This window comes from Nitrospiraceae bacterium, assembly GCA_035623075.1.
Lineage (GTDB): Bacteria > Nitrospirota > Nitrospiria > Nitrospirales > Nitrospiraceae > DASPUC01.
On sequence record DASPUC010000016.1, the window covers coordinates 1 to 22022 of the forward strand.

The 22022-nt window shown below is 56.7% G+C and carries 15 protein-coding genes; 5 read left to right on the forward strand and 10 right to left on the reverse strand.

Annotated features, from left to right (window positions below):
* The 10 genes from VEI50_03265 to glgX form a co-directional block, all read right to left on the reverse strand.
* A partial coding sequence (locus VEI50_03265; GenBank protein HXX74125.1) for an efflux transporter outer membrane subunit occupies positions 1-1470 on the reverse strand: 1470 nt, incomplete at its 3' end.
* 1 nt (position 1471) lies between these two features.
* Complete coding sequence (locus VEI50_03270) at positions 1472-4741, reverse strand: multidrug efflux RND transporter permease subunit (protein ID HXX74126.1); 3270 nt, start codon at positions 4739-4741, stop codon at positions 1472-1474.
* A 52-nt stretch (positions 4742-4793) separates the two neighbouring features.
* Positions 4794-5978 (reverse strand): efflux RND transporter periplasmic adaptor subunit, encoded by a 1185-nt coding sequence (locus VEI50_03275; protein HXX74127.1) that lies wholly within the window; start codon positions 5976-5978, stop codon positions 4794-4796.
* Positions 5979-6135: 157 nt separating this feature from the next.
* Positions 6136-7464, reverse strand: coding sequence for a cytochrome b N-terminal domain-containing protein (locus VEI50_03280; GenBank protein ID HXX74128.1), 1329 nt, complete (start codon positions 7462-7464; stop codon positions 6136-6138).
* A gap of 127 nt (positions 7465-7591) precedes the next feature.
* A complete protein-coding gene (locus VEI50_03285; GenBank protein HXX74129.1) occupies positions 7592-8143 on the reverse strand; it encodes a ubiquinol-cytochrome c reductase iron-sulfur subunit in 552 nt (183 codons plus the stop codon).
* Between the two features lie 227 nt (positions 8144-8370).
* Positions 8371-9849, reverse strand: a complete 1479-nt coding sequence (locus VEI50_03290) for a transporter substrate-binding domain-containing protein (GenBank protein ID HXX74130.1) — start codon at positions 9847-9849, stop codon at positions 8371-8373.
* A gap of 105 nt (positions 9850-9954) precedes the next feature.
* A complete protein-coding gene (locus VEI50_03295) occupies positions 9955-10677 on the reverse strand; it encodes a DUF3313 domain-containing protein (GenBank protein ID HXX74131.1) in 723 nt (240 codons plus the stop codon).
* Positions 10678-10731: 54 nt separating this feature from the next.
* Positions 10732-11454, reverse strand: coding sequence for a DUF3313 domain-containing protein (locus VEI50_03300; protein HXX74132.1), 723 nt, complete (start codon positions 11452-11454; stop codon positions 10732-10734).
* An 82-nt stretch (positions 11455-11536) separates the two neighbouring features.
* A complete protein-coding gene (gene ppk2 / locus VEI50_03305) occupies positions 11537-12355 on the reverse strand; it encodes a polyphosphate kinase 2 (protein HXX74133.1) in 819 nt (272 codons plus the stop codon).
* Between the two features lie 119 nt (positions 12356-12474).
* Positions 12475-14649 carry a glycogen debranching protein GlgX gene (gene glgX / locus VEI50_03310; protein HXX74134.1) on the reverse strand — a complete coding sequence of 725 codons (2175 nt, stop codon included), beginning with the start codon at positions 14647-14649 and terminating at the stop codon, positions 12475-12477.
* A 432-nt stretch (positions 14650-15081) separates the two neighbouring features.
* On the opposite strand from glgX, the gene VEI50_03315 reads away from it, so the two are divergent.
* From VEI50_03315 to ydiK, 5 genes are all read left to right on the forward strand, one after another.
* Entirely contained in the window at positions 15082-17808 is a 2727-nt protein-coding gene (locus VEI50_03315) for a glucosidase (protein HXX74135.1), read from the forward strand.
* Positions 17809-17812: 4 nt separating this feature from the next.
* The gene (locus VEI50_03320; protein HXX74136.1) at positions 17813-19297 is read left to right on the forward strand and encodes an alpha-amylase family glycosyl hydrolase; all 1485 of its coding nucleotides are present in this window, start codon (positions 17813-17815) and stop codon (positions 19295-19297) included.
* Between the two features lie 37 nt (positions 19298-19334).
* Positions 19335-19712 carry a SemiSWEET family transporter gene (locus VEI50_03325; GenBank protein HXX74137.1) on the forward strand — a complete coding sequence of 126 codons (378 nt, stop codon included), beginning with the start codon at positions 19335-19337 and terminating at the stop codon, positions 19710-19712.
* 18 nt (positions 19713-19730) lie between these two features.
* A complete protein-coding gene (locus tag VEI50_03330; protein HXX74138.1) occupies positions 19731-20828 on the forward strand; it encodes a hypothetical protein in 1098 nt (365 codons plus the stop codon).
* An 81-nt stretch (positions 20829-20909) separates the two neighbouring features.
* Positions 20910-22010: an AI-2E family transporter YdiK gene (ydiK, locus tag VEI50_03335; GenBank protein ID HXX74139.1), complete on the forward strand. Its 1101-nt coding sequence runs from the start codon at positions 20910-20912 to the stop codon at positions 22008-22010.
* The last annotated feature ends 12 nt before the right edge of the window (positions 22011-22022 follow it).

Genomic DNA, 22022 nt, shown 5'->3' on the forward strand with positions numbered 1-22022 from the left:
CCATCCTCCACCAAGAGCTTTATAGAGCTGGACGACAGACGTCAGTTGCGCACGACGTGTACGAGCCAATGCAAGCTCCGAATCAAATAGAGCGCGTTGCGCGGTCAACACATCGAGGTAGCTGGCCCGCCCTCCCTGGTAGCGAAAATCGGCGAGGCTGTATGCCGATTGCAGGGCCTTCACTTGCTGTTCGAGCGCCGTCCGTTGTTCTCCGGACTTCTGAACGGCAATCAATGCATCCTCCACTTCCTGGAATGCGCCCAGCACGGTCTTCCTGTATTGGGCCACCGCGGCTTGAGTTTGCGCCTCTGCCGCCTTGACTTGATAACCCAACGCCGACGCATTGAAGATCGGGCCGGTCAACGAGGCAGAGCCTTTAAAGGTGGCGAACGGCCCGAAGGAACTTCCTTGGAATTGAAGTCCGGCTCCACCAATCCCTCCAGTCAGCGCGAGTTGCGGAAACCGGACCGCTTGGGCCACGCCGATATTGGCCGTAGCGGCCGCCAGATCCTGCTCGACTTTGAGAATATCCGGACGCCGTTGGAGGAGGTCGGACGGCAGCCCGGGCGGGACAGTGGGCGGCATTGATTGTTCGGTCAGGTGAAGCCCTCTTGCGACCTCCGCTGGCCTGTGCCCAAGTAGAATGCTGAGCCGATTCTCCGTTTGAACGACCTGTCGCTCCAGGTCGGCCAACTGAGCGGCGGTTCCCGCCCGTTCCGCCTGGAATCGATCGAGATCGAGTTTCGGAATAACTCCCTGCTTGAAGCGAAGTTCCGACAACCGAACTGATTCATCCCACGCCTTAAGAGTGCGTTTGGTAATTTCCACCTCGTAATCCAGTCCCCGCAGGTCAAAGTACGTTTGACCGACACTGCTGACCAACCCGAGGATCACCGCACGCTGATTTTCCTCTTTCGAAAGTAATTGTGCTTTGGCCGTCTCGATCGACCGGCGGATGCGGCCCCAGAGATCAATCTCCCACTTGAGACCGACTTCGGCAGCCTCGTGCGAGAGGCTCAATCCCCCTCCCTTGCCAGGCGTGGTTGCCGGAAGGGCGCCACCAGCAAGTGGAACGACGTTGTCGTTGGTGTTCCGAAAACCGAACACGGATCCCGAGTAACTGAACGAGGGAACCAGATCGAACTTGGCGATCATGACTTGAGCTTGAAATTCTTCGATGTTCGCGGAGGCGATCTGCAAATCGAGGTTTTCTTGCAATGCCGTGCGGACCAACGTCTGAAGCGTCTGATCCTTCAACAGCTCCCACCAGCGCAGGTTCGCGATGGACTCAGCGGTCGTAGGTGTCAAACGCCACGCGTCGGCCTTCGGAGTATCAGGGCGGGTGTAGTCAGGGCCCATCATGCAGGCGGTCAGCAAAAATGCCACACTTGTGAGCACCACCATTATATTGAGGTGGATAGCCCATCCCCCTTCCTGGCGCTTTTCCCGCTCATCTTGCTTCGCTACCATCTCAGTGCCCTCCTCCATAGCTTCCGGCCTCACGTGCATGGGTCGGCGAGAGAGTCGGTTGCGGAACTGGTTGCGGCGGCTGCCCATCGCCCCTTCCCTTCGGTGCCCCTGGAGTGGGTGCGCCTGGTGTCGGTTTTGTGTGGCGTTCACCTCGATGCACCAGGCTCTCGACAACGTAGAACGAGACCGGGATGAGGAATATCGCGATCATGCTCGCGGTCAGCATGCCGCCGAACACGGCGAGACCGAGAAGGACTCGCCCGTGCGCTCCGGCTCCCGTGGCGAGCACGAGGGGCACGACACCGAGGATGAACGCGAAGGCCGTCATCAGAATGGGCCGGAGCCGAACTTGGGCGGCGGCCAAGGCAGCGTCTGTGATGGACTTCCCTCCTTCAAACTCGACTTTTGCAAACTCCACGATCAGGATCGCGTTCTTGGCGGACAATCCGATCAACATCACCAGCCCGATTTGAGTGAACACGTCGTTCTCGCTCGCTTGAGGAGCCGCAAGCTTGAGCAGCCACAGGGCACCGAAGGCGCCGAAGACGGCGATCGGCGTAACGAGAAGTACGCTGAACGGCAACGCCCAGCTTTCATATTGCGCGGCGAGAATTAAGAACACAAACAGCAAGGAAAATCCGAAGATCACGCTGGCCGGCACACCCTCGGCAGCCACCTTTTCCTGGAACGACATGCCCATATAATCGAATCCCATACCGGCCGGCATCGTCTGCGAGAACACTTCCTCCAATGCCTTCATCGCCTGACCGGAGGTGTACCCGGGCGCTGATCCGACGAGCAACTGCGCAGAGCGGTATTCGTTGTAACGCATCGTGAATTCCGGACCGTGGTGAGTTTCCATCGCCACCAGCGTTGACAGGGGAACCATATCTCCGGAGCCGTTGCGAACATAGAATTGCCCGACATTTTCGGCCTGCGTCCGAAACTCGCCTTCCGCCTCCACGTACACCTGCCAGGTACGGCCGAAGCGGTTGAAGTAATTCACCATCACTCCACCCATAAAGGCCTGCAGTGTCTGGTACACATCAGAGAGGTTCACACCCTGCTTGAGCACCTTGTCGCGGTCTACCTTCGCGAATACCTGAGGGACATCGGGAATGAACGTGGTGAGAACCCTCCCGATCTCTGGACGTTTGAGCGCAGCCTCTATGAACTTCTGAGTATTGTCCGCCAGGAACGCGATATCCCTTCCAGCACGGTCTTCCAGGATGAGTGTCACGCCGCCCGAGGTACCGACGCCCGGGATCGCGGGCGGCGGGAACAGGAAGGCTTTGGCTTCGGGCAACTCGGCCAATCGAGCGTTGACATTCTTGAAAATTGACAGGAGCTGCTCATCAGGTTTCTTTCGCTCTTCCCAAGGATCGAGCGTAACGAAGAGGAACGCATTGTAGGTCGTGCTCACCGTACTCAAGAGGCTGAACCCGACGACCGTGGTGGCGTATCTGACGCCAGGGGTGTCTTTGAGGATGGCCTCGATCTCTTTGCACAACTGGTCTGTCCGCTGAAGAGAGGAAGCCTCCGGAAGTTGGACGTTCAGATACACAAAACCCTGGTCCTCCATCGGTAGGAACCCGGTCGGTAATTGTGCCCCGAGCCAGCCGGACATGAGGGCGACTCCGAGGAGAAGCAGCATCGAGAAGCCGGCTTTTCGAATGAGATGGCCACACCAATTCACATACCCGTCGGTCGCGCGTCCGAACCATTTATTGAACCAACCGAAGAAGAGTCCCAGGGGCCCCCTGGCCGGTTTTTTAGGTTTGAGCAGCAGCGCTGACAGGGCAGGACTGAGGGTCAGCGCGTTGAAGGCCGAGATGACGACGGACAGAGCAATGGTAACGGCGAATTGTTGATAGAGCCTCCCAGTTATACCGGGAATGAAGGCGGTCGGCACGAACACGGCAGCAAGGATAAGCGCAATCGCCACCACAGGCCCGGACACTTGTTCCATGGCCTTGAGACTCGCCTCTTTCGGCGACAGGCCGTGTTCGATGTGGTGCTCGACCGCTTCGACGACTACAATAGCGTCATCCACGACCAACCCGATCGCCAGCACGAGACCAAACAGCGACAGCGTATTAATCGAAAACCCGAGCAGCGGAAACAGTACAAAGGTTCCAATAAGCGAGACAGGCACGGCAAGCAGCGGAATCAAGGTTGCCCTCCAGCCCTGGAGGAAGATGTACACGACGATGATGACGAGCACCAGAGCCTCGAAGAGCGTGTGCACGATTTCGTTGATGCCTTCCCGCACAGCCAGCGTCGTATCGAGGGAGGTCACATAGTCGAGGTCTGCCGGGAACCGCGACTTCATCTCTTCCATCAATTTTTTTGCCGCATCCATGGTCTGAATCGCGTTGGATCCAGGCAGCTGATAAATGGCGATGATGGCCGACGGTTTGCCATTCATCCGGCCGATCATGTTGTACATCTGCGCGCCGAGTTCAGCTCTCGCCACGTCCTTCAATCGAACCATGGAGCCGTCCGGATTGGCTCGGATCACAATGTTCCCGAATTCTTCTTCCGTCTCTAACCGACCCTGCGCCCGAACCGTATAGGTAAACTCCTGGCCTGGCGGAACCGGCTCCATACCGACCTGGCCGGCCGGATTGACCGTGTTCTGAGCCTTGACGGCGTTCAGAATCTCCGTCACGGTGATGCCCAATTTGGCGAGCTGGTCCGGCCGTACCCAGAAACGCATCGCGTATTGGCCCGCCCCGAAAATCGTCACCTGACCGATGCCTGGCACACGAGTCATAGGATCGTTGATATTGACGTACGCATAGTTCGCGAGGAAGACCGCATCGTAGGTACCGTTGGGCGAATAGAGAGAAAACAGAGCGAGTGGACTGGTCGTCGATTTCTTGATCGTCACCCCAAAGTTCCGTACATCCTGCGGTAACTGGGACTCGGCCTGCGTATAGCGCATCTGTGCCAGGATCTGGTCGTCATTGGGCCTGGTGTTGATGTCGAAATCCACCCGCAGGGTCATCTGGCCGTTGCTGGCATTGACCGAGTACATGTAGATCATGTTGTCCACCCCGCTCATCATTTGTTCGATGGGAGTGGCAACCGACTTTTCGAGAGCGACAGCGTCAGCTCCGACGTACGTGGCTTGCAGTTGAATTTCTGGAGGAGCGATGTCCGGAAACTGCGCGATGGGCAACTGAACCATCGCGATGACGCCGAGGATCACCATGATGATCGAGATCACCATCGCGACGATCGGACGGTTGATAAAGAATTTCGCCATAGAATTGAGAGATTCGACTCAGCGAGGTCAGCGGAGAGACGTCAGACCCGCGTCAGGCGGCTTTTTCATCCACGGGTTCCTGGAACGGTTTGGGCTCGACCGTCATACCGGCTTTCAGCTTTTGCAACCCTTCAACAACCACACGTTCGCCAGGGTTCAGCCCTTTATCGATGACCCAGAGATTTCCCGCTCGCTCCCCCACTTTGACAGGCCGGATATCCACCTTGTTTTCAGGAGTCACCACCGCGATTTGATAGCTGCCTTGCATCTCCGTCACTGCCCGTTGAGGAACCAAGAGCGCCTTCTCACGCGTCTTTGTGACTGCCCGTACTCGCGCAAATTGACCGGGCCTGAGGACATTATTGGGATTGGGGAAGGTTGCGGCAACCCGAATGGTGCCCGTTTTCACATCTACCTGGCGATCGACCAAATAGAATTGTCCCTTGTGCGGGTAAACCTGTTCACCGCCCAGGATCAATTCGAGCGCTGCCCCCTTGTACTCTCCTCCCGTTTCCCGTTCTTTGTAACGCTGCTGGACTTTTTCTGAAGCTTGAAGATATTCCTGCTCACTAATTGGGAAATAGACTTTGATCGGGTCGACCGTCGACATCGATGTCAGCTCGCTGTTGATATCAATCAGGTCACCGATTTGCGCCTTGGCAATGCCGACCACTCCGTCGATCGGTGCGGTAATCCTGGTCCAACCCAGATTGAGTTTCGCCGTTTCCACCGCCGCTTTCGCAGCCGCCAGGCTCCCTTTGGCGGCGGCGTGGTACTGAATAGAGTCGTCCAGTTCCTTTTGGCTGATGGCTCCTTGTTTGGCAAGCGGGGTGTCACGTTCAACATCCTGCTTGGTCTTGATAAACTGCGCCTCGGCCTTCGCCAAATCTCCCTGGGCCTGATCGAAGGCCGCCTTGAACTTGCTGGGGTCCAGTTCGAATAGCAGATCACCCTTCTTGACGAACGAACCCTCAGTATAGGGGCGTTTGATGAGATATCCGGTGACCTGGGCCCGGATCACGGCATTGACCATGCCGTCCGTTGTCCCCACCCATTCCGAGTGAATAGGCACATCTTTCTGAATGACATCGGCGACTTCGACTTTGATTAATGGCGGTGGCGGTGCAGAGGCGGTTTCGCCTTTGCAATGGACAAGAGCCAACGATAAGAAGCTCAACAACCAGAGAAAAACCATCGGTTGGGTTAGGCCGGGAACGTTGCGTCGACGACCCATCATACTGAGACCTCCAGGGGGTGCGAAGTGTACCTGAATTCCCCCCCAAATTGCAATGAACCAACCTGTGGACAGTTCACAGAGGATGGGTTGCTCGGGACCTTCACCCAGGCAGAGAATCGTAAGGCTATTCCTGAGAGATTGACTGATACTCGAGGAATTACGTTGCCCGCTTGAGGCTTAACATATAGCTGGCGAGGTCCTGAAGTTCCTGATCAGTCAGGGGAAACTTCGGCATAATCGAGCCTGGTGAGACCGACTGCGGATTGCGGAAGTGTTTGAGATGCCATTCTCTATCGGGGCGTTGATCGCCCACATAGGAAAGATCCGGCCCGACAGCACCACCCGTTCCATGAATCCTGTGACATCCGATACAACCAAGATGGTCAACCAAAGCCTGACCGTGCGCCACACCAGGGTCTACTCGCTTCACCGCATAGAGATTCTTTAACGAGATACCCAGCAGTGAAAAGACCGACACCAAGAACAGAACGGCCAGCGCTATGCCCACCGGACGCGAGGCAGGGGCACGCACGGCTTTTTGCCAATCAAGGAAGGGCCAGAGCAACATCACGAGAACGGCCATTCCCGGTAGCACCCAGGTAGCAAACGGCTCCAGCGGCCCATGCACGTGCTTCAGCAGCTCGTAATAGAAGAGAAAGTACCACTCCGGCACCGGCACGAAGCTGGTGTCGGACGGATTGGCCTTGTCGGTCAGGGGGAAGGGAACCAGCACGGCCAGTACAGCCAGCACCCCAAAGACACCCAACATCACCACGGCGTCCATATAAACTTGCCGAGGGTAGAAGGTCTCGCTGCCGGCCGCAGCTTTTGTCTCATCCCAAGGCCCAGCGGGACCCACCCGCCGAAGAATGAAGAGATGAAGCATGATGCCCATGATGATCAGGGCAGGAAGGAAGAGCACATGGACCGCGAAGAATCTAGAGAGGGTCAGCGCTCCCAGCGTCTCTCCGCCGCGCAGGACCTTCACCACGAAATCGCCAACCAGTGGAACCGTCCCGGCCATATTGATACCAACCTGCGTCGCCCAGTACGCAGTCTGGTCCCACGGCAACAGATATCCGGTAAACGCGAATCCCATCACCAGCAGAAACAGTACCACGCCAACCATCCACATCATCTCGCGTGGAGGTTTGAAGGCTCCGTAGAGAAAGACCTGGAGCATGTGAAGACCGACCGCTACGACCATGCCCGATGCACCCCAGTGGTGTAGGCCGCGAACGAACCAACCAAAGGTGACCTGGTTTTCAATGAATTGCACGCTGTCATAGGCATGGTCCGGCGTCGGCGCATAGTAAACAGCGAGAAACATCCCGGTGATGGCCTGGAGGATAAAGAGGAACAGCGTGGCCGACCCGAAGACATAGATCCAGCTCGCCCCGCCTGGAATTGGCTCATTCAGCAGTGAATGTTCCACCGCCTTCAAATTGAGGCGACTGTCCAGCCATTCGTATAACCGGGAAGCCATCAGAACCTCTTGAGTCGAGAGGCGTTAGGCGCGAGGTGACAGCGGTTTCTCCATGCAGGCTGTTCGCCTGTCGCCTCCCTCCTTACGCCTCCCACCTCGCTGCATGCTTGTCATTCGTCACGTGTCACTAGATTTCCATCCTATCGCGCACACCCGACTTAAATTCCTTGTACATCACCAATAGACGCCCGTTTTCAATTTTTGAAGGGAGGTCATCCAAATGACGAGGTGCCGGCCCGGCCAGGACTTGGCCCGTAACATCGTAGACACTACCGTGACAAGGACATTTGAACTTCCGATCAGCCGCATCCCAATGATAGCCGCAGCCTAAGTGCGTGCAGATGGGAGAAAACACTGTCACCCCTCCGTCCGGTTGTTTGACCGCCCAGACGGCTTTGTGCGCCTTCGTTTCGAGATAGCCGTCGTGAATGGTCGCGACATAGTCCAGCTGCTTGGGTTCACCAACCGAGAGCTCGTCTACAGAAGCCACGTCCACCCACGATTGGACACGTCGCTTCAGTGCCGGAGAAATCACATAACCGACTAATGGAACGGCGAGACTCAGACCGATAAAGCCAGCCGCAGCCCTGGTGACCCATTGGAAGAAGCGTCGGCGGGTACCGACAGGGGTCGAGAATCCGGAGATGTGGGAAGGTGAGGGATCTGGAGAAGACATCATGGTCATTGAGTGTCGTTCTTCCCGCGATCAGTTCCTCTCGCACTGTAAAGAGTGCTCTGAGTCGAGTCAAGTACGGGAACCGGAATGATCTCGGCCTCTATCTCTCTGTGCTCTCTATGCAGACGCCCAAACATTTTTATGGAACAACACAGGGTGTCGATGCCGCTGGCAAAACTTGACTGGGTCGGAGATCAAGGATGGGCCGGAACCGTTGGCGTGCGGCGTGATTACGGAGTCTTGGGAACGATCTGCTGCAGTTCGCTCTTGGCCTTTTCTTTCTCAGCACGCTGCTCTTCAACCAATGTGTAGGCCACGTAGTACTTGTAGATGTTGGAAACATAGGTCACCGTCTCCTCGCCGATCCGTTCGCCTGCGATGATCTCGACGTTGTTGAACCAGACGTGTGGATTGAGTCCCCGTTTTTCTGCTTCCTTCCTGAGCTTCTGGACACGTCCCGGTCCGGCGTTGTAGGCGGCAAATGAAAAGAGGAGCTTATTGCGGGCATCCATCGGTTCGTTGGCGAAGAATTCGTCACGCATCAAACTGATGTATTTGACACCTGCATGGATATTCGGTTCAACTTGCGTGATGTCGCCGGTGTTCATCTCCTTGCCGGTTGCGGGCATGAGTTGCATCACGCCGATTGCGCCGACTTCACTCCTGGCGTTCTGATCGAGCAGGGATTCCTGGTACCCCTGTGCCATCATCAATAAATAATCGGTGTCATACTTGGCCCCGTACTTGCGAAAGAACTGAACGGTCGCTTCGAACTTCTTGATCTCGCTTGCTGATGTCGCCGGCTTCACGATCTTGGTACTGCCGGCGTATTTCTTGACCAGTGCTTTCCCGAAGTCTGATTTCTGGCCATACTTTTTGGCAAACACCGCAATTTCCGCTTTGAGCTTTGGGCTGTCTTTACGGATCATCCAGGCGATATCGCCTCCTTCGTTCACGACCACGTCTTCGTGCGCCTTGAGCTTTTTGAAGACTTTTGCCCACAGGAGCGCCTGATATCGATCGACGACGACAATGCCAACGAGGCCGGCATTGACCATCTCCAGCAAGTCGTCGTCCTGAAGGTCCTCCGGAGCAACCTTGAGCAGCACCGGTTGTTTGTGCTCGTCCTTAAATCGCTCGTTGAGCCGTTCCAGATGTGTCCAGAAACTTGACGATTTGCGGACGAAGACTTCCTTACCAGAAAGGTCGTCAACGGAGGAAAGTTCCGGCGATGCCGGTCCCGTCACTACGATTTCCTTGACGCCTCGAAAGAACGGTTCACCAAAATCGACTTGCTCGAGACGTTCTGGCGTAATCGTCAAGATGCCAGCGGCGATGTCGCCTCGTCCTTCAAGCAACCCCGGAATCAGCTCGTCGCGCGATGTCGGGACGAAGACGACATGAATGCGGATATGTTTCCCTTGCGTCTTATATTTCTGGTTGATCTCATTCTCGAATGCCTTGAGGAGTTCGTATTCGGCACCCGTTTGCCTGATCCCGATGAGCCAGTACGATGTGCGAGATGGGGCCACGAGTGCACGAATGACCCGGCGTTGGACCATGCCGTCCAGGTCCCCGGTCCAGGGCTTGAGGACTGGAGCCTGTTTCAGATCATGCTTCTTCGGTGACGGCTGATCCTGCGCGAGGGCGGCGAGTGAAAGCGAAAGCGTCGTAGATAGGCAGACGATGCTCAGAAGAGCAGACTTCATAGATCTTTGCTGGGCGAGCACGATCCAACCCGAGTGAGTTGGATCGCACTCATATCTCAGCTCAGCTCACTTCTAACTCCTTACTTCTCACTTTTCACTTCCCCATTAGGCCTTCGGCTCGACGCAGTTCATCCCCCCACGCCACTGGCACAAACGATATCGAGCTTTTTCGGCCCAATAACGGTACGCCTCCTCCACGTCGTTCCAGGAATTGGTTACGCCGCTCAGACTCTTCGTGCCGCCACGGCGGTCAACCGCCGCAACAAGCAGTGTTCCGGACTCTCCATCCGTCGCCTTCATTTCCACGCTCGCACTACCTGTGAACGCCGATACCCCGGTTGCCATGCTCTTCATGCCGGAAAGCATGCGTGTCTGCGGGATCACGCTTGTCACTGTATCAAGCACGGCATTCGATTCCCCCGCTTCGGTAATGGCCACTTGGGCATGAAGCACGCCCGGACCGCCTTGGCTCGTCATCTCGTAATCTTTTCTGAGTTGTTCGTCGAGCTTCGACCACAACAGCGCTGCCAGTCGCTGCCGGTCTTCGACTGAGACCTCCTTGAGCTGAGAGTCTTTCTGGCTCATCCAGATGGTCACCGGCTCTAGCCAAATCTTCTTGTACTTGCGCCAATCTACATTGGGATTTTTGTAGACCCACAAGGCCGTATTTTCGGCCCCTTGGGCGAACGCGCTGCGTTCCCCCTCCTTTAGCATGGAATAGTCCCCGAGGAAGCCGGATTTCTCCACCGACTTGGCCTCTTGCGTTGAAGCACAGCCCCCAACTCCTAGGACAACACCGAGCAGCACTAGATATGTAATGCGACGCATATCCGCCTCCTTCTTATCGAACAGTACGGAGCCTAGCCCTTACTTCGCAATGCCTCAAGCCTTCGGCTCGACGCAATTCGTTCCTCCTCGCCATTGGCACAATCGATAGCGGAGCTTCTCGGCCCAAAACCGGTAGGCTTCCTCCACATCGTTCCAGGAATTCGTGACACCGCTCAGACTTTTCGTTCCCCCACGCCGGTCGACCGCTTCGAATAGGATGGTACCGGTCTCGGTGTCCACAATTTTGCCCTCAACGCTTGCACTGCCGGTGAATCCTGATACCCCGGTCGCCATACCCTTTGCCCCGGTGAGGAGGCGTGTCTGCGGGATGATGCTTGTGATTGTGTCCAGGACCGCCCAAGACTCGCCGGCCTCGGTGATGGCGACTTGGAGTTGCATCACATCCGGACCCGCTTGTCCCGTCATCTCGTAATCCTTCCTCAGCTGTTCATCGAGCTTCGACCACAAGAGAGCAGTCAGCCGCTGCCGATCTTCGGGGGACACGTCCTTCAGCTGAGAGTCCTTCTGACTCATCCAGATAGTCACCGGGTCCAGCCGAACCTTCTTGTACTTGGACCAATCCGCCGCAGGGTTCTTGTAGATCAACAAGGCCGTGTCGCCGCTTCCTTCGCTGATCGTGCTGCGCTCACCCTCTTTCAGCAGCGAATAGTCCCCGAGAAAGCCGGACTTTTCCACCGACTTGGCCTCTTGTGTTGCGGCACAGCCGATTACTCCACCAAGAATTGAAACCGCCAATAGGCTCACGATGACGCGCATCTCCGCCTCCTTTTCAGATTAGCGTGCGGACGATTCAACCGGACGAACCGTCCCGTATCCTATGATCCCAAGTGCCCAACCTTCAATACACCTCGGGGATAAAGTTCCTTCTTTTTAACGTCGTCTGATCGTCGTATTTATATTTCTTCGAGCGCTTGGGGAGTTTTATTTTCTCTCGTGGCAGTTTTTTGTACGGAATCCGCGACAGCAAATGGGTGATGCAGTTGAGGCGTGCCCGCTTTTTATCGTCCGAACGGACGATATACCATGGCGCGTGTTTCGAATCGGTGGCTTCCAGCATCCGATCGCGCGCGCGCGAGTACTCGTACCATTTCTCGAGGGAGGGCAGGTCCATCGGGCTCAGCTTCCACTGACGCAATGGATCGTCGACTCTAGCCTGGAAACGCCGCTTCTGCTCCTCATGACTCACTTCGAGCCAGTATTTGATCAATATAATCCCGTTTTCCACGATGACTCCCTCAAACTTCGGACCGAGTTCGAGGGAACGCTCGTATTGTTCCTTGGTGCAGAAACCCATGACGTGTTCAACCCCAAGACGGTTGTACCAGCTGCGGTCCCATATGATGATTTCACCAGCTGCCGGGAAGTGCGCCATGTAACGTTGGATGTACATCTGGGTTTTCTCGCGATCGGAAGGAGCTGGAAGCGCCACAAGGCGGAATATGCGTGGGCTCACACGTTCGGTGATGGCGCGTATCGTGCCGCCCTTCCCGGCGCCGTCTCGTCCCTCGAACACGACCATGATCCGAAGGCCTTTCTCTTTCACCCAGGCCTGCAAATGGCATAATTCCGCCTGCAGTCGGCGCAGTTCTTTCTCGTATTCTTTCCGCTTCAGCTTTTTCTTGCCGTTGTCGGCATCCCCGCTATCTTTGTGCGCCATCGAGTCCCCCTTACCCTAGAGATGTCCTGCACGTTTCGCATTTATTTCTGGCCGGTGGAGTATACATATCGAACCGGTCGGCGTACAGTCCTTCCTTCTCACGCCTTAGCTTTCAGATTTCAGCTCTTAGCCTTCACTCCTCCCCTCTCCTTTTTCCTCTCCCCAATTGGGAGAGGAGCAGGTGCGGGCGCCAAGTCGGCAAAGAGCACCACCACAGAGCGCGACTCAGCTCGATACAGATACCCGGGAATCATCGGAGCAGATTTCCACGAAACAATGTCGGTGGGCGAGTCGAGGGCCGTATCGATCCATCGTCGCCATGGATTTGCGCTCCCGTTGTCCACCGGAGGCAATTCGAACTCAAGCGGCTCCCAATATCCGTTCAGGATCACATGGATCAGATGTTGTTCCTTCTTCATCTCCACAGAGAACGCCACGCTGTGCGAATGGGGGTTCCAATCCGGCTGTCCGATTTTGGTGCCGTGCCAGGCCTTATTCGCCTGTGCGATCAGTTCGGTCAAGCTCAGATGCTGACGCTCATGCTCCACATCCCGCAAGATCCGCCTCTCGTTGAGCAACGTCACGAACCGAAGCACGTCGGCATGTTTAGTCACCAGTGTCCAATCGAACCAGTTGATCTCGTTGTCATGGCAGTAGGCATTGTTGTTGCCGCGCTGCGTGCGGCGTACTTCGTCACCCATCAGAATCATGGGCATCCCGATCGAGAGGAGCGTGACCGTGAGGAAATTCTTCACTTGCCGGTTCCGAAGCTTCTCCACTGCGGGATCATCGGTCGGTCCCTCGACACCGCAGTTCCAGCTCCGGTTGTCGTTGGCCCCGTCACGGTTGTCTTCGCCGTTCGCTTCGTTGTGCTTTTGGTTGTAGGAAACGAGATCATTCAGCGTAAACCCGTCGTGACACGTCACGAAGTTCACACTCTGCTCGGGCTCACGATGCTCGTGCCCGTAAATCTCCGGGCTTCCGACCATGCGATCGGCAAAACGCGCCAGCGAGCCCTCTTCGCTGAGGAAGAAGCTGCGGGCATCGTCGCGGAACCGTCCGTTCCATTCCTTCCAGCTGTCCCCGATGAAACTTCCGACCTGGTACAGCCCGGCTGCGTCCCACGCCTCGGCGATGAGCTTGGTGCCGGCCAGCAATGGGTCCGACTCGATATCCCACAGTACCGGAGGGCTCGGCATCACGCAGCCAGATGCATCGCGCGTCAGGATCGACGCGAGATCGAACCGGAACCCGTCCACGTGCATCTCGTGGACCCAATACCGGAGGCTGTCCACGATCATCCGGCGGACGATCGGATGGTTGGCATTAAGTGTGTTCCCTGTACCGGTGTAGTTGGCGTAGCGGGACCGGTCTTCCTCGAGAATGTAGTACGCGTTGTTGTCCAGGCCGCGAAAACAGAGCGTCGGCCCGCGCTGATCGCTCTCGGCCGTGTGATTGAACACCACATCGAGAATGACTTCGATACCGGCCCGGTGCAGCGCCTTGACCATGTCGCGAAATTCATCGACGGGACCCAGTGGATCCTGCCGCGAGCTATAGGCCTGGTGGGGAGCGAAGAAGGAGACCGGTGCATAGCCCCAGTAATTCGTTTTCCCTGGCGGACAATCCTGGGGATCAAATTGGAAGACAGGCAATAGTTCAACGGCGGTGATCCCCAGTTCTTGGAGATAAGGGATTTTTTCGATGAGACCGGCATAGGTGCCGCGTTTTTTTTCAAGAACTCCCGAACTGGGATGGCGGGTAAAGCCGCGCACGTGCATCTCGTACACGATGGTCCGAGCGGAGGGCCGTTTCAGCGGCACATCGCCTTCCCAATCGTACTCAGATGAGTTCACCACGACGCTCTTCATCGCGGTCGCGGCATTGTCACCTTCCTCACTGGCGGCATCACGACTGTATCGTTTTGGCATCACAACGCCACGGCCATAGGGATCGAGCAGCACTTTGTTGTGATCGAAGCGCATGCCCTGCCCTGGATCGCAAAGCCCGCGAACACGATATCCATAGATCTGTCCAGTCTGAACACCAGGTACGAAGGCATGCCAATAATGGTAGGTGCGGTTGGATACGGGATCGAGGACGATCACACTCGCCGCCCTTGCGTCATTCGGCTGATCAAAGAACAGCAGCTCCACACCGGTGGCGTCACGCGAATACAGGCTGAAGTTGACGCCGCTGTGCATGACGGTCGCGCCGAGAGGAGAGCTATTGCCAGTCTCCTGTGTGCTCAACTCCATAGATGCTCGAGCTGGTAGGGCTCTCTGCTTTTTCAAAGCGCGTCCTCCTCTTGAGCTTTGTCACACTGGAAATACTGCAATAATCGAAGGCCAAGCAACACGTGTGCCTTATTTCTCACCGACAAGAATAGACGTCCCTGGGGATCGTAATCTTTTAAGTTTGCATCGGCGATCTTTCCAAAATCAATGGTCACCAATGAGGCGTTTTGGGGCAGCCTCCTACTCAAGCCTGACGACTAATGCGCCAGCAGACGATGATTTCATTGGGATTCGGTGAAAATCTGTGCCCAGTGCAACGCCCCCATCCCGCCGCGAAGGTCCGTCCGCACCAGATGATTTTTCCATGCTAAATCGCTATACTCTGCTTCTTTTTCTGACCCCTTGCGCAAGAAAGAGGAGGAGATTTTCTTGCAGGGTGCCAAACCGCGTTGAACGGTATTTCTGGATCATGCATTGTAGGAGGACATAATGGCGGAAACGGCTGAGCATACTCGATTGTCGCAGCATGGCTCCATTTGGAAATTCTGGGGGCCTTACCTGAGCGAGCGGCAATGGGGTACGGTCCGCGAAGACTACAGTGAGAACGGTGACGCCTGGAATTATTTCAGCCATGATCAGGCACGATCCCGAGCCTATCGTTGGGGAGAGGACGGAATCGCCGGAATCTCCGATAGCCATCAGGTCCTCTGTTTTTCGTTGGCCCTCTGGAACGGCAAGGACCCGATCATCAAGGAGCGGTTGTTTGGCCTGACCAACAGCGAAGGCAATCACGGAGAGGACGTCAAGGAATACTATTTCTATCTCGACAGCACGCCGACTCATTCCTACATGAAATACCTCTACAAGTACCCGCAGGCAGCCTACCCCTATGACAATCTCGTCAGGACCAACCGGGGTCGGAACCGCAACGAGTCCGAATACGAGCTGCTCGACACAGGCGTGTTCGATCAGGATCGCTACTTCGACGTGTTTGTGGAGTACGCGAAGGAGTCGCCAGAGGACATCCTCGTCAAGATTACGGTCTGTAACCGGGGAAAAGAGGCGGCAGCGCTCCATGTGCTGCCGACTCTCTGGTTCCGGAACACCTGGTCCTGGGAAGGGGGCGGCTCGAAACCTGAGCTCAGGTCGGTCAAGCACTCAAAATCCAGCGTGATCCACGCGCACCATACCGACCCTCTGTTCCAGAAGTCCCTGGCCGATTACTACCTCTACTGCGAGAGCACCGTTCCCCTGCTGTTCACGGAAAACGAAACCAACACACAGCGTATCTTCGGCGCCCCAAACCGAACCCCCTACGTGAAGGATGGCATCAACAATTATCTCGTGCATGGACAAAGGGATGCGGTGAACCCGGACAAGATCGGGACGAAGGCGTCACCCCATTACCAACTGACCGTCGGTCCTGAAGCCACGCTGGTGGTCCGGCTGCGTTTAACTCGGACGGAACCGGGCAAGCTCCGCGATCCGTTCGGGAAATTCGACACGATTGTGACCGAGCGGCTCGAGGAAGCAGATAAATTCTACGACACCGTGACTCCGCCATCTGTCAAGAAGGACCGCGACCGAGCCAACATCGTGCGCCAGGCCTTCGCTGGCATGCTCTGGACCAAACAGTACTATTACTTCGACGCGGACCAATGGCTGGACGAGCATCAGGCCCACCCGCTACACCGTGGAACCAAGCAGGTCCGCAATCGCGAGTGGTTCCACATGATCAACGACGACATCATCTCCATGCCGGACAAGTGGGAATATCCGTGGTATGCCGCCTGGGATCTGGCTTTCCATACGATCGCGTTCGCGGTGATCGATCCGGACTTCTCCAAGCAGCAGCTCGAACTCATGCTGAGCCAGCACTACCTCCATCCGAACGGCCAGATTCCCGCATATGAATGGAACTTCAGCGATGTGAATCCGCCAGTTCATGCCTGGGCCACGCTGTTCCTCACCCGCGTGTTGACTGCCCGCAAGGGTGAAGCAGACGTCGACTTTCTCAAGTCCGCCTTCTCAAGGCTGCTCCTGAACTTCACCTGGTGGGTGAACCGCAAGGACCGTTTCGGCAAGAACGTCTTCGAGGGGGGCTTTCTCGGGCTCGACAATATCGGCGTCTTCGACCGCAGCGCTCCGCTGCCGACCGGCGGCTACCTAGAACAGGCCGATGGTACAGCCTGGATGGCCCTCTTCAACCAGAACATGGGTGAACTCGCGGTGGAGCTGGCAGCCTACGACCCCGTGTTCGACGACATGGCCGCAAAATTCTTTGAACAATTTCTGTGGATCGCCTCAGCCATGAATCAGCCAGGCGAAGGTGGGATGTGGGATGAAGAGGACGGCTTCTACTATGACATTCTTCGACTCCCTGATGGCAGCGCCACACGATTAAAAGTACGGTCTATGGTGGGTCTGCTGCCTCTGTGCGCTACGACCGTTATAGAGACTTGGCAACGTGATCGGATTCCCAAAACCGCGGCGATTAATCACGAACGCCTGAAGAAAATGCCCGAGCTCATGACGTCCATTCACCCCACTGGCAAGGGAAATTGGGGAGTGGCCGACCGTGGAGTCATCGCCTTGATCAATCAGGACCGGCTCCGCCGAATCCTCACCAAGATGCTCGACGAGGAGGAGTTCCTCAGTCCCTACGGCATTCGCTCACTCTCCAAATTCCACGAGAAGCACCCTTACATCTATCGTGTGGAAGGCCAGGAATACCGAGTGGATTACCTGCCGGGGGAATCGGATAGCGGGATGTTCGGGGGAAACTCGAACTGGCGGGGACCGATCTGGGTGCCCGTCAACGCGCTGATCATTCGTGCTCTGTTGAACTTTTACGCCTACTACGGCGACAACTTCAAAATCGAATGTCCCACCGGCTCCGGTCGGATGATGAACCTGTTTGAAGTCGCTCAGGAGATCACAGAGCGGCTCGCGCGGATCTTCCTCCGAGGTCGCAACGGGCGCCGGCCCGTGTATGGGGGCTCCAAAAAATTCCAAGAGGACCCGCATTGGCGGGACCATATCCTGTTCTACGAGTACTTCCACGGTGATAACGGGGCCGGCATTGGTGCGAGCCATCAGACCGGCTGGACTGGGCTCGTGGCTGGACTGATCAGGATCATCGGCACTCTGGACTCCAAGAGCGCCCTGGAAGGTGGCAAGTTGGGGGTCTTCAAGGCTTCCGTGCGGAAACACTGAGGTCGTGAAAGCCTTGCCGGCACATCCTCTGCTTTATCAAATGAACACCAGAGTCTGGCTGACTGAACTCTCTAAGTCTCTCGGTCGGCCTGCGACATTGGACGACATTCCGGACGCGGAACTCGATCGTCTCGCGAAGACGGGTTTTGACTGGGTCTGGTTTTTGAGCGTTTGGCAAACCGGCCCTGCGGGGCAACGAGTTTCGCGCGCCAATCATGAGTGGCGCGGAGAGTTCGAGGACACGTTGCCTGATCTCCGCAAAGAAGACATTGCCGGCTCCGGATTCGCCATCACCGGTTATACAGTGCATCAGGCTCTGGGAGGTGATGCAACCCTGGCACGGCTCCGTGAACGGCTCCGCAAGCGTGGCCTCAAGTTGCTGCTCGACTTCGTTCCCAACCACACGGGCCTGGATCATCCGTGGGTTGAAGACCATCCCGAGTATTATGTTACCGGCAGCGAACTGGATCTGGCACGGACGCCGCAAAATTATACCTGGGTTAAGCGAAAAGGCGGTGACTTACTGCTCGCTTACGGGCGCGATCCTTATTTCTCCGGCTGGCCGGATACGCTCCAGCTTAATTACGGCAATCCAGCCATGCAGGAGGCGATGATCGGCGAGTTGCTGAAGATCGCCAGACAATGTGACGGAGTTCGCTGCGATATGGCCATGCTTGTCCTGCCCGAGGTGTTCCAACGGACCTGGGGTCTTGAAGCGGAGCTGTTCTGGCCCAAAGCCACTCAACGAGTGCGAGAACAATCTCCGGGTTTCTGTTTTATGGCCGAGGTCTATTGGGATCTCGAATGGACCCTACAGCAACAGGGATTCGATTACACCTACGACAAGCGGCTCTACGATCGCCTCCGCGAAGGCCATGCGAGGCCGGTCCGCGATCATTTGCGCGCCGACTACGAATACCAAAAGAAGATGGCCCGATTCATGGAGAACCACGACGAGCCCAGAGCTGCCGCGACGTTCACATCCGGCATGCATCAAGCCGCAGCTGTCATCACATTCTTGTCCATGGGTCTGCGTTTCTTCCATCAGGGACAATTCGAAGGAAGAAGAAAGCGTATCTCGCCACATCTGGTCCGTGGCCCGAGGGAGCCGACCGACGAAGCGCTCCATCGATTCTATGATCAGCTCCTGGCCGTACTCCGGCGGCGGACGGTTCGGGACGGACAGTGGCAGCTGCTCGACTGTGTGTCGGCATGGGAAGGTAACGGAACATGGGACGCGTTCTTGATCTTCGCCTGGCAAGGCCCCGGCAAGGATCGACTATTGGTGGCAGTCAACTACACCACTAACTGGAGTCAATGTTATGTCCCTCTCCCCTATCCAGATCTTGCGGGCCGCACCGTGCAATTCCAGGATCTGATGAGCGAAGCCTGCTATGATCGCGACGGAGATGATCTTCTGTCACGAGGCCTCTATCTCGACATGCCAGGCTGGGGTTACCACGTCTTCGAGATGAGAACCGGGACCTGATCCCGAGGCTGCTGGAGTTGGGTATAGCGGAGGCACTATGCTGACCCCCAAGAGACGTGAGTTGTTGTTTTTTATCTTCGGCGCGATCATTCTTGCGGGCTGTGAGGAATTAGCCATCCAAGATACCAAGAGTCTGCTCTTCCCCGGCTTTCAACGGTCGGAGGTCGTGGGGTTTGTGGCAGGCTTAGGAACGACCTTCGCCGCCCTCCCGGATTTGATCGCGATGCTTAAGCGGAAGTCCAGTAAAGGCATGAATCCGAGGATGGCGGCCATTATGGGCGCGTTTCAAATCGTCTGGGTCTACTACGGGTTGTTGATCGCTTCACGACCCGTGATCCTTTGGAATATCATCGCGGTGGCGACAAATTTTTTCAGCGTGGGCGCCTATTTCTATTTTGCTCGTCGCGAACGTTGAAATGAATGTGAACAGATCATGAAAGCACGCTCCAACATGGATTGGTTGCGGCCGGTGGCCAGTGGGGCTGCTCTGCTCGGTCTGAGCGGCTGCATGAGCTTCGGCGCCATGACGCTCGACCGAGACCGCTTGGACTTTACACAAGCCGTGGCCAACTCCTGGAAGCAACAGACCTTGCTCAATATCGTGAAGCTCCAATACGGAGTCACGCCGATTTTTGTGGATGTCGGCCAGATCGTGACCGGTTACCAGTTGGTCAGCACCGTTCAGGCCGGGGCGACCATCAATCCATCGGGAGCAACCGGCACCAATTTCTTCAATCTCGGCACGCAGGGCCAGTATACGGATCGCCCCACCATCACCTTCGTACCCCTGACCGGGTCTCAGTTCATCCGTACCTTGATGACTCCCATCCCTCCCATCCGGCTGTTCGAACTGGTCGAATCCGGGTATCCAATCGATTTTTTGCTCAACGTCGCCGTGCAGAGTGTCAATGCGCTGTCGAATTCGAGAGGCGGAGCCAGACCGCGCCCGGCGGACCCGGACTTCGCCAAGCTGCTGAAGTCCCTGCGGAAGATTCAGGACTCAGGCGCCGTTGGAATACGCGCCGAGCCTGAGCAAGATAAGAAGGGCGGAGGTCTCGTCCTGTCTTTCCCACTGAAGACCGTTCCAGCAGAAATACAGGCCGAGCGGGCTGAAGCCAAACGTATGCTCGGGATAAATCCGGCTGTGACCGATTTTCGGATCATCTATGGGACAGCACTACCCAAGGATGATGTCGTGGCCATACAGACACGTTCGGGAATGCAGCTCCTGCGCGAAATGTCCTCGTTCGTCCAGGTTCCAGAGGGGCACCAGCAGGAGCACCGCGTATTTCCAGCAGCGATGGTTCCACCCGATGGTCAGGAAGCTCCCCCGCCACTGGTTCAGATTATCAGCGGAACGTCCAAGCCGGCCGACGCATTCGTCGCGATTTATTATAACGACCTGTGGTTCTGGATCGACAACCGCGATCTTCGCTCGAAGGGAACCATCACATTCCTCCTCATCCTGATGACACTGGCCGAGACCGGCGAGAAGGCCCCGTCCCAGCTCCTCACGATCCAGGCCAATTGACCCGTGGCCAGACAGCCAAGCACATTGCTAAGCATGCTCCGGAGTGCGAAGCCATAATAGGAAAGAGGGAGGGCTCCGCTCATGCCTACATCTGTCAACACTCAAGACTTAACGCGAACCATTTTCGCGGTGTTGTTCATCGGCGGGCTCATCGCCGGTTCGCTCTGGATCCTGTGGCCCTTCCTGCCCGCCGTCATCTGGGCCACCATGATTGTCGTCGCAAGCTGGCCGATGCTTTTGCGTATTCAAGGATGGTTGTGGGGACGGCGCTCGCTCGCGGTCGTGGTGATGACCTGTGTCCTTCTCCTCGTGCTCGTCGTGCCGCTGTCGTTGGCGATCGGAACGATTGTCTCCAATGCCCACGTCATCACCGGCTGGGCCGGTGCTCTGACCTCACTTCAGCTACCGCAACCTCCGGACTGGCTCCAGACGATTCCGCTCGTCGGCAAGCGAGCGGCACAAGCCTGGAGTGACCTGGTTGTTCTGGGCAAGGAGGATCTGGCGAAGAAGCTCGCTCCCTATGCCGGGGCAGTCGTTGGCTGGTTCGTTGCGCAGATCGGCAGCTTCGGCATGATGGCTCTCCAGTTCCTGCTCACTGTGGTCGTCTCTGCCATTCTCTTTTCGACCGGTGAAGCGGCGGCAGAAGGAATTCGCCGCTTCGGCTTGCGGCTGGCCGGAGCGCAGGGCGAAAGTACGGTCATTCTTGCCGGGAAAGCAATCCGTGGCGTCGCGCTCGGGGTCGTCGTGACTGCATTCGTCCAGGCTATTTTGAGCGGCATCGGTCTCGCGGTCGCCGGCGTGCCCTTCGCGACGATCCTGACCGCCATCATCTTCATGCTCGCGGTGGCTCAGGTCGGCGCAGGACTGGTCATGCTCGTCGCGATTGTCTGGCTGTTCTGGGTGGGATCCATCGGTTGGGGCGTAATGCTATTCCTGTGGACCATCATAACCGGCCCTGTTTTACACAATACCTTGCGTCCGATCCTGATCAAGAAAGGCGCAGACCTACCGCTGCTCCTGGTTCTGGCAGGGGTGATCGGCGGGCTGATCGCCTTCGGTCTCGTCGGGATTTTCATCGGGCCGATGGTGCTGGCCGTCTCGTACCGGCTTCTTGAGGCATGGGTGAGCGAAGAGCTGGCCGAGCGGCCCCCTACTGCGGAGAGCGCACACGGGGCTGGTTAAAGCCGGGTTGCT